Below are 5,176 nucleotides of genomic sequence, written 5' to 3' on the forward strand. Positions count from 1 at the left end.
CTATTCCCAAGACCGCATAGATCAAAAAAAACTGTGGGAATCCTTTAGAATACCAAGAAATTCGAAAAAAAGCTGTTATTTCATTCTCATTCTACTATTAATCTTTATTAATTTTATATCGAGATATACCATATATATGGAATATATTATGTATCTTTGCACCAAAATAGAACCATTTAAACAAATACAATTATGAGTACAGTTTCAGTAACACCTTCTAAAAGAAAGATCATCGACTTAAAAGATGATACTTTTAAGACCCTATCCATTATGGCTATTCAGAAGGGAACCAACCTCAAAAACTACATAGAGGATATACTTAATGGTATAGCCGAGGATTACGAAGACGCGAAGCTCTATGCCAAATTAAGAAAAGAGCAGCCAGAGGGTCTCATCCGTGCCAACAAAGAAGAACAAGAAGATTTTGAAAAGTGGTTAGGCGTATGAAAGTCGAATTTTCCAAAGCCTTTATCAAAGCTTCCAAACGTCTTTCTGGCAAGATGCTCGATTCTTTAAAACGTACGATAGTAGAAGTTAAAGCAGCCAAAGGCATTCAAGATATCTCTGACTGCAAGAAACTTGTTGGATATCGTAATATATATAGAATTCGTTTAGGATATTGTATTACATACCTTTAGCAAGGCGATTCCAGCCCACACAACAGAATAATAGAGGAAGATATAGCAAAAACATCCACCATACAAAAAAAAGAGGCGATTATACAATCGCCTCTTTAATACTTTCAACAATGTAACGAACATCATCGTCCGATACCATTGGACCAGCTGGCAAGCAGACACCAACCTTGAAGATAGCCTCACTTACACCATTCACGTATGCAGGAGCATCCTGATATACTGGCTGCTTGTGCATAGGCTTCCATACTGGTCTTGCCTCAATCTTCTTGCTCAACATGAAGACACGCAATGCCTCCACATTCTCATTTGGCTGACAATCAGTTGTAGGAGTATCCACCATGTGAATCACACCAGCAGCTCCACCAACAGCTGTCTTCACTACCTCCTTATACGCATTCTCCTGACCTTGAATCTTCAACTTCGGATCAAGAGTCACAGTACAGAGCCAGTAGTTTGAATCATAGTCAGCATTAGGAGCCTCATGCAAGGTAACACCCTCAACATCCTTCAAGAGTTCCTTATACAACTCCTGTACATGCTTATGGTGAGCGATGTGATCCTCCAAAACAGTCATCTGACCACGACCGATACCTGCACAGACATTACTCATACGGTAGTTGTAACCGATGGCAGTATGCTGATAGTAAGGATAAGCATCACGAGCCTGGGTGGCATACCACATCACATTGTTCTTGCTCTCGGCATCCTGACAAATCAAGGCACCACCACCAGAAGTAGTAATCATCTTGTTACCATTGAATGACAATACGCCAAACTTACCAAATGTACCCAATACCTGCCCCTTCCATCTAGAACCGCAGCCCTCAGCAGCATCCTCCACTACAGGGATACCGTACTTTTCTGAAATCGCCATGATCTTATCGCAATCGTAAGGCATACCATAGAGTGCAACAGGAACAATCGCCTTAGGATATTTACCCGTCTTCTCCTTACGGTCGATAATCGCCTTCTCCAGCAACTCCAGATCCATATTCCATGAATCAGGCTCCGAATCGATGAAAACAGGAGTAGCACCTAGATATGTAATAGGATGAGAAGAAGCACAGAAAGTAAAGCTCTGCACACAAACCTCATCACCAGGACCAACACCGCAAGCCAGCAAACCCAAGTGAACGGCAGCAGTACCAGCACTCAGCGCCACCACCTCACGAGACAACTCAGAGCCATCGCTGTTTTTTGAAACGAAAGCCTTGAGGTCATCCTCAAAACCATTCACGTTAGGACCCAGAGGCACCACCCAGTTGGTATCAAAAGCCTCCTTCACATATTTCTGTTCCTCACCAGTCTCGCTCATGTGAGCCAGACAAAGATAAATAGTCTTTCTTTCTTCCATTTGTATATTGTATTTAAAGTTTAATCTTTGTTAAATCGTGAGCCATCTTGCACCATTTTACGTCATAATGATGTATATTTGCAATCAGTATGTATAACTTTATAATTATCGGCTTATGGCACAGACAGCAATGACAGTCCGTATGGACAATCAGCAGAAAGCACAGTTTGATAAACTCTGCGAGCAATTCGGTATGAGTGCGAATACCGCCATCAACATCTTTGTTAAAGCAGTAATTCGTAGTAAGAGCATCCCATTCTCCATTCAGGCAAAGAATGAAGAAGATGATGAAGTGACTGCAAAAGCAAAGGCTGCGTTCAAGAAACTTAGAGCTAAAGCAGAAAGAGGTGAAACCCCGGAACTCACCCTCGATGAGATTAATGAAGAAATCAGAGAAGTCAGACGATTAAGAAAAGAACGCAATGGTATATGCAGTCATTGATACAAACATATTTGTATCAGCCCTTATCACTCACAACTCTAATGCTTCAACAGCAAGGGTTCTAGAAAGTTTGTTCCTTCATCGCATTACACCTTTATATAATGATGACATTATAAAAGAATACGATGAAGTGCTTCATCGTGCAAAATTCAAGTTATCAGAGGAAGAAATCAGCACTGTTATAGAACATGTCAAGGAAAACGGAATTGATTCTTCTCGTTTCCCTTATGGTGGAGAAATGCCAGATGAGGACGACAGAGTCTTCTATGAAGTCTGCCTAAGCAAGGAAGATTCCTTCTTGGTTACCGGCAACCTCAAGCATTTTCCAAAAGAACCTCAGGTGATTACAGCTGCAGAAATGATGGAAATATTGGATAACCAATAATCAAATCAGCTCCAATCGCCCCCCCAAGGAGATTCCACACATTCCACCTTTAGCCCCCTGTCCCCAAGCGGTCCCAGCCCGCAAAAACTGGCGAAGACCTTTGATGGTCCGCCAACCTTATAGCGAAGCGGTTCCGAGCACCGAGTAGGGCGGTTTTCTCCCTCGCTCCTGAGGAGAGAGGGCTGGGGTGAGAGGTGGAGCCTTCCTTAAGGGTAAGGAAGGACGGGTAGGTTTTCGAAAAAATCCTTCTTTCTAAAGAGAGCCAGAGAACTTCGAAAACAACCTTCTTTTCCCTTTAAGAATTCCTAGGAATCCCAGATACCCTAGAAATGCCCCCAAGGTATTATGTATTACATCATCCGTTTCACAAAGCCCTTTACAAAAGCCGAATTGTGAAACCTCAATAATCCCCGATAAACAGATTCCCATTAAGAGAACCTTCTTAGTTTTAAAACCAATTCCTCCGAGCAGGAATCCTATCGGAACAAAGAGTGCCATATTCAGCAGTACCTCTATTAGGTCTGCAGGATAATCCACCTTATTCCAGATATCGGAATAGTTCCAAAATGGCATCAACTCGACATGTCGTTCCATGACGCTAGCTCTACAGATCACAGTAGAACAAAGAACCAGGAAATAGTACTCCGCAAGCAATGCCCCAAGCACGAACCTCTTTGCCCTACTCCCCTTCATCACCAGCATTCCTGTCACGATTGCAACAGAAAGCACAAGAAAGGAGATGAGTACATTCTCTACAGGAATCCTAGGATTCAGCCATTCGTAGAATTCATCCATGAAACACTAAACTTCCTCCCCTGCAAACTTCACCTTTCTGCCAAGCACTGTTGCGAATATCATTTCGATATCCTTCCAGAAGGAGTAATGGCGATAGTAATAGCAGTTAAGGCGAACCTTATCAGGGTATATCACCTTGTCATTATATTCAGTAGCAATCACCTGCATAGGGCGAGCATCACCCTCTGCCTGTTTCTTTGCCACATACTCAGAAATCATTTCATCCTCCAGGCGATACTTCAGCGTAGCAGGACCCGTGATACCCGGACGAAGCTTCAGTACATCCCTGTCATCTCCTTCCAGTTTATCTGCATAACCAGGAACATCAGGACGGGGACCCACGAAACTCATATTGCCAATCAGCACATCCCAAAGCTCAGGCAACTCATCAATCTTATAATGGCGAAGCTTCGCACCAAACGGAGTGATTCTGCTATCACCCGCCACCGATACCGACGAACCATTATGATTCACCACCATCGAGCGGAACTTATGGCACTTAAACAACTTTCCCCCCTTGCCCACTCTCTTCTGAACAAAGAAAGCCGAGCCACCCGGCATCTTCTTATGAATAAGAAAAGCCACCAGCGGGAATATCCACCATATCAAGAGCAATCCCAATAGGGATGCTACAATATCAAATAATCTTTTGAAAATCATAACTGCAAATATTATCTTAGCACCTTATAGGCAAATTTCAACAACCAGCTAGGCGATATCATCAATATATACATTGCATAAGCATACACAACAGCCATGAATCCATACCCCAAGTCATTCTTGATTTGCAGACGCAACTCCAATTGACTTTTAGCAAACGCCTTACCATTACGTCGATTCTTAAACATATCATCAGTCATTCGGAAATTAAGAACTACATCAGGTATATTAGCTATCTTACATCCGTGCTTATATCCCTCATGCCATAATCTAGTATCCTCATTACGAACATAATCTGTAGGGTAATGCCAACCAGTCTTATCAAAAAAGCTACGTCTAAACATTACTGTAGGATGAGCCACGGGATTTCGTTTCGCAAAGAATGCACGACACTCATCTGATGTACAAGGATATGAAGTAACTTTTCCTCTATTCATACCTTTTTCATCAATTTCATTGATAGCGCCACCTACCATATCAATATGAGAATGGGATTGCAAATAATGAATCTGTTTTTCAAATCGATCTGTTGTCGAAATGTCGTCAGCATCCATACGAGCAATATAGTCATACTCCAAAGGCTTCACTATTTTCAGCAAATCATTCAGCGATTGGGCTAATCCCTTATTTTCTAATCGTTTATAAATATGAATTCTTTTATCATTTAGATGTGAAAGATATGCATCAACTTCATCTTTAATTGGACCGTCATATTGGATATACAAGTCAAAATCAGTATATGATTGATTTAATATACTCTCTACTGCCAGCGTAACGAATTCTATCGTATCATTACGATACAGTGACATAATTACGGCACTTTTTCTCCCCATATTCTGATAATTTTACCAAAAGTATTTTTATGATTTCTTTTGTGTTTTTGCAGCAATCTTTGCTTTCAA

The 5,176-nt window shown here is 41.5% G+C and carries 8 protein-coding genes; 4 read left to right on the plus strand and 4 right to left on the minus strand.

The window, feature by feature from the left end; translation table 11 throughout:
• Nucleotides 1-192 precede the first annotated feature (192 nt).
• Both DW657_RS14925 and DW657_RS18460 read left to right on the plus strand, forming a co-directional pair.
• The gene (locus tag DW657_RS14925) at nt 193-447 is read left to right on the plus strand and encodes a hypothetical protein (RefSeq protein ID WP_089542550.1); all 255 of its coding nucleotides are present in this window, start codon (nt 193-195) and stop codon (nt 445-447) included.
• Nucleotides 444-638 (plus strand): hypothetical protein, encoded by a 195-nt coding sequence (locus DW657_RS18460; protein WP_118313242.1) that lies wholly within the window; start codon nt 444-446, stop codon nt 636-638. Before DW657_RS14925 ends, DW657_RS18460 begins: the two co-directional genes overlap by 4 nt.
• A 79-nt stretch (nt 639-717) precedes the next feature.
• On the opposite strand, the gene DW657_RS14935 is transcribed toward DW657_RS18460, so the two are convergent.
• Nucleotides 718-1,992 carry a DegT/DnrJ/EryC1/StrS aminotransferase family protein gene (locus DW657_RS14935; RefSeq protein ID WP_118313243.1) on the minus strand — a complete coding sequence of 425 codons (1,275 nt, stop codon included), beginning with the start codon at nt 1,990-1,992 and terminating at the stop codon, nt 718-720.
• A 115-nt stretch (nt 1,993-2,107) separates the two neighbouring features.
• Here DW657_RS14935 and DW657_RS14940 point away from each other — a divergent pair, with 115 nt between their 5' ends.
• Nucleotides 2,108-2,434, plus strand: a complete 327-nt coding sequence (locus DW657_RS14940; RefSeq protein WP_118313244.1) for a type II toxin-antitoxin system RelB/DinJ family antitoxin — start codon at nt 2,108-2,110, stop codon at nt 2,432-2,434.
• Nucleotides 2,415-2,819, plus strand: a complete 405-nt coding sequence (locus DW657_RS14945) for a putative toxin-antitoxin system toxin component, PIN family (protein WP_118313245.1) — start codon at nt 2,415-2,417, stop codon at nt 2,817-2,819. Before DW657_RS14940 ends, DW657_RS14945 begins: the two co-directional genes overlap by 20 nt.
• Before the next feature lie 252 nt (nt 2,820-3,071).
• On the opposite strand, the gene DW657_RS14950 is transcribed toward DW657_RS14945, so the two are convergent.
• From DW657_RS14950 to DW657_RS14960, 3 genes are read right to left on the minus strand one after another with little or no spacing between them, the layout of a single operon-like run.
• Nucleotides 3,072-3,614 (minus strand): VanZ family protein, encoded by a 543-nt coding sequence (locus DW657_RS14950; protein ID WP_118313246.1) that lies wholly within the window; start codon nt 3,612-3,614, stop codon nt 3,072-3,074.
• Nucleotides 3,615-3,620: 6 nt separating this feature from the next.
• Complete coding sequence (locus DW657_RS14955) at nt 3,621-4,274, minus strand: sugar transferase (protein ID WP_118313247.1); 654 nt, start codon at nt 4,272-4,274, stop codon at nt 3,621-3,623.
• A gap of 11 nt (nt 4,275-4,285) precedes the next feature.
• Entirely contained in the window at nt 4,286-5,107 is an 822-nt protein-coding gene (locus tag DW657_RS14960; RefSeq protein ID WP_118313248.1) for a glycosyltransferase, read from the minus strand.
• Nucleotides 5,108-5,176: the final 69 nt, after the last annotated feature.

This window comes from Prevotella sp. AM23-5, from assembly GCF_003473645.1.
Taxonomy (GTDB): Bacteria; Bacteroidota; Bacteroidia; order Bacteroidales; family Bacteroidaceae; genus Prevotella; species Prevotella copri_A.